Origin of the sequence: Gordonia sp. HS-NH1 (assembly GCF_001418765.1) — a bacterium.
In the GTDB taxonomy this organism is placed as follows: Bacteria; Actinomycetota; Actinomycetes; order Mycobacteriales; family Mycobacteriaceae; genus Gordonia.
The window spans coordinates 1-1,599 of record NZ_LIYC01000100.1 but is presented as its reverse complement, the minus strand read 5'-3'; the positions used below and the strand labels follow the sequence as shown (position 1 = coordinate 1,599).

Here is a 1,599-nt window from a genome sequence, read left to right as displayed (position 1 = left end):
CTTTCTCATGGCCATGGACAGCTCGTCGATCGGACCCGCGTTTTGGCAGTGGTACCCGAGACGCTTCTTCCTACGGAGCATGCTCGAAACAACCCCGACGCCAGTAATGCGGTGAGACATGCCGCCTTCGAAGCCGAGAACCTTAAGGAAGAGCCATGACATCCAATCCCACCTCCCCTGACCCAGCAGACCCTGTCTTCATCTCGTACCGTCAGAAGGACGGTACTGGTGTTGCTGGGGAGATCGCCTGGCTTCTCCGAGCAGCCGGAATACCTGTGTGGCGAGATCGAGACGATCTTCCCCCAGGCGACACCGAGGCTCGACTGAAGCAAGCAATAGCGGCCGGCATCTCTGGCGGCGTTCTCGTGACCACACCGGATGTGGTGAACAGCAGAGTCGTGAAGATACTGGAAGCACCTCAACTCCTTGCGCTACACCGCAACCACGAAGTGTTTGTTCTCGGCATCATCAACTCGGTGAGGACAGACGGCGGCGGAACAGATTACGACGCTCCCGACCGGCTCCTAGAGATTCGCCCCGGCACCTTGAGCGGTGTAGATCAGAAATCCGCCGAGCGCGATGGTCTGCTGGCAATGATTCGCGGTTTGGTCTGGCACCGAATTGCGTCTCTTCGCAATCGAATCGACACAAACGACAAGACGTTCCGCCTGAGCCTCCAGACCAGGAACACGCCGCAGGTCTACGACCGAACCGGTGACGAACTGGACATCCGCCTCAGGCCCTCCAATCACGAACGGCTTCCGAGCGTCGACGGGCTCCGAGACCTCAAGGACACAATCGGTCTCCTCCCCGATGCCGTGACCCGTTCTGGAGCGCACCGCCTACGTGTCGCCGGCGGGGCTCACCTCTCCGTGGCCTTCGCAGTCGGGGCAGGGTTGCCTTCGTCTCGAATCGGACTGATGGACGTAATAGACCAAAGGGGCGTCACCTGGGCGAGCGACGGCGAAGCTCGGTTCCTCACGCAAGCGCGAGTGCAAATCGCAGACCAAGGAAACCGTCTATCTGCAATAACGGCAAGCCGCCCCTCTGTGGCCATCTATGTTGACCTCCTGCCCGATCGCAGCGACACCGCCTTCACCCGCTACATCGAAGACAATGAACCGTCTCTCGCGGCCTGGCGCCATCTCACAAGTGCGAGCGGCACGCTCCTCGACCCCTCTGATGCAGGCCAAATTGCCGCCGACGTCGCCGCGCACCTCCGTGCCCTGTCGAACGACAACTCCAACGCCGAGGTGCAGCTCCTACTGCGGTGCCCGTTCCCACTGGCGCTTCTCATTGGGCGCCTGACCAACACCCTGCGCGTGGTAGTCCATGAATGGGACGACTCCGATCCCATCGACGGTGGAGACTATCGCGCACGATACGTGCCCACCCTGCGGGTACGAGCGTCCGCAAGCGCTGGGGCGATCGAAGAGGTGCTTCTTCCCTCAGATAGGTCTTGACATGTTGGCGCAGTGGGCTTATCAGCCAGACTTCGAGTCTCATGTCGTGCGTCGGCTGGCAGCGCAGTTGATACGTTGTGGGCCCGCGTTTGCGGCCTACCTGCTCACATGCGGTTGAATCGCCCCGGGTTTGCTG

At 61.0% G+C, this 1,599-nt stretch carries 1 protein-coding gene; it reads left to right on the top strand.

The annotated features are described in order from the left end of the window. The first annotated feature begins 155 nt into the window (after positions 1-155). The gene (locus AMD30_RS24215) at positions 156-1,463 is read left to right on the top strand and encodes an SAVED domain-containing protein (RefSeq protein ID WP_055477363.1); all 1,308 of its coding nucleotides are present in this window, start codon (positions 156-158) and stop codon (positions 1,461-1,463) included. The last annotated feature ends 136 nt before the right edge of the window (positions 1,464-1,599 follow it).

Bases quoted from the DNA above. Each gene is read 5' to 3' on its own strand.
- AMD30_RS24215 (WP_055477363.1), top strand. From the start codon at position 156: ATGACATCCAATCCCACCTCCCCTGACCCAGCAGACCCTGTCTTCATC.